We start from the raw sequence: 2,337 nt of genomic DNA, 5'->3' as shown, positions 1-2,337 counted from the left end.
CCGCAAACATACAGGTTCCAACCTTTTTCGGTGGCAATAATCCCGAAATCCTTGCTTTGAGCTTCCGCGCATTCGCGGGTACAGCCAGAGACGGCGGATTTGAATTTGTGCGGGGCGCGAAGTCCACGATAGCGTAATTCTACCTCGATCGCGAGGCTGACAGAATCTTGAACGCCAAAGCGGCACCAGGTGCTACCGACACAGGATTTGACCGTCCGCAGGGCTTTGCCGTTAGCGTGCCCAGATTCAAAGCCAGCAGCGACTAGCCGCTGCCAAATGAGTGGGAGTTGGTCTACCCGTGCGCCGAGTAAATCGATGCGTTGTGCGCCCGTAATTTTGGTATAAAGGCCAAAATCTTTGGCGACTTGTCCGAGGACGATGAGTTTATCGGGAGTGATTTCACCACCAGGGATGCGAGGGATGACGGAATAGGTGCCATCGCGCTGGATATTTGCCAGGAAGGAATCGTTGGTATCTTGGAGGCTGACGTGGGGTGCATCGAGAATTTGGTCGTTCCAAGCGGAGGCGAGAATCGAACTAATGGCAGGTTTGCAAATTTCACAGCCGCGTCCGGTACCATGTCGATCGAGCAATGCTTGAAACGTGTGGATATCTTGCGATCGCACTAAGCTATATAATTCCTGGCGGGAGAAGGCAAAGTGTTCGCAAAGGTTATTATTAACCGCGATGCCCGCTTTTTTGAGTTCGACTTTGAGTAAGTCGGTGACTAACGGCACACAACCACCGCAACCAGTACCGGCATTGGTACAGGATTTGACACTACCGATATCGCGCAGCTCTTGCTCCTGAATCGCGGAACAGATTTGGCCTTTAGTGACGTTATTACACGAGCAAATTTGAGCGGTATCGGGAAATTGGTCTACGCCCATCGCCATGCTGGCACCACTGCGCGGCGGTAAAATCAGATCCTCAGGATGTGGCGGTAACGCCATCTGATTTTGCATCAGTTGCAGCAATGTACCGTAAACAGTGGCATCGCCGACTAAAATACCACCTAATAAGCGGCTACCATCTGCATTGACTACCAGCTTTTTATAAGTACCAGCAATCGCATCGTCGATTTTAATTACTTTCGATCCAGCAGTCTTGCCAAATGCGTCCCCAAAGCTGGCAACATCGATGCCCAAAAGCTTCAATTTGGTGGACATATCCGCGCCTGTGAAATTATTAGCTTCACTGCCACAAAGTCTGTCTGCGGCGACTTCCGCCATCCGATAGCCCGGAGCGACTAACCCAAAAATTTGGTTGTTGTATAAAGCGCATTCCCCGATCGCATACACATCCGAATCTGATGTCTGACAATTATCATCGATAACAATCCCACCGCGATCGCCGATCTTTAGTTCGCATTGACGCGCTAACTCATCCTGGGGGCGAATCCCTGCCGAAAACACGATTAAATCTGTCTCTAACTCAGTCCCGTCAGCAAATAACATTTTGCAGACACGGCCATTTTCGTCAGCGACAATCTCTGTTGTCGATTTGCCTGTATGGATACCGATGCCTAAATCTTCAATCTTCTGACGTAATACCGCACCGCCAGATTCATCTACCTGGACGGGCATCAACCGGGGCATAAACTCGACTACATGCGTCTTGAGTCCTAAGTTTTGCAGCGCGTTGGCACATTCTAAACCGAGTAAACCACCACCGACGACTACGCCTACCTGGCAGTCTTTGGCATAGGCTTCCGTCGCCTCTAGATCGCAAATCGTCCGATAGACAAAAGTACCAGGCAAATCATTACCTTTAATTGGCGGTACGAAAGGATAGGAACCAGTCGCCAGCATGAGCTTGTCGTAATTAATCGTCAATCCGTTGGCCGAAGTGACAGTCTTATTGGCTCGATCGACACTGACAGCCTTATCGCCGACATGTACCTCGATCTGATTATCCTTGTAAAAATCCGGCTCGACTAGCGATAAATCTGCGGCGGTTTTGCCGGCAAAATAACCGCTGAGATTGACCCTGTCGTATGCTACCCGTGGCTCTTCACAAAAGCAGACCAGATCCCAATCCGCACCTTTTGCTGCCATCTGTTCGAGGAACCGATGACCGACCATCCCATTGCCGATCGTCACTAACCGTTTTGCCATGCCAACACTGCCTATAGCTACAATAGTCCTGAGTTTATCTTAGGCTAGGGAAATTTGCGACGTTTGTTTGTCTCGATCGATACAAAAACGTCAGCATTATTCACTTATCACATCAAAGTGATGCGATTTCAGCTATTCCGATCGATTCATCAAACATCGAGTGTCGATCGCCTCTAAGTTAGCTAAGATTTTTACTTCAAACTACCAGATCGATTATATT

The 2,337-nt window shown here is 49.2% G+C and carries 1 protein-coding gene; it reads right to left on the bottom strand.

What is annotated here, in order from left to right; genetic code table 11:
• Positions 1–2,117, bottom strand: a 2,117-nt coding sequence (nirB, locus tag RMO84_RS07690) for a nitrite reductase large subunit NirB (RefSeq protein ID WP_310487879.1), incomplete at its 3' end; no start/stop codon positions are given.
• Positions 2,118–2,337: the final 220 nt, after the last annotated feature.

The organism is Chamaesiphon sp. VAR_69_metabat_338 (assembly GCF_031423935.1).
Lineage (GTDB): Bacteria > Cyanobacteriota > Cyanobacteriia > Cyanobacteriales > Chamaesiphonaceae > Chamaesiphon.
Note: the sequence above shows the minus strand (reverse complement) of the source record. Positions and strands in the feature narration are given on the sequence as shown.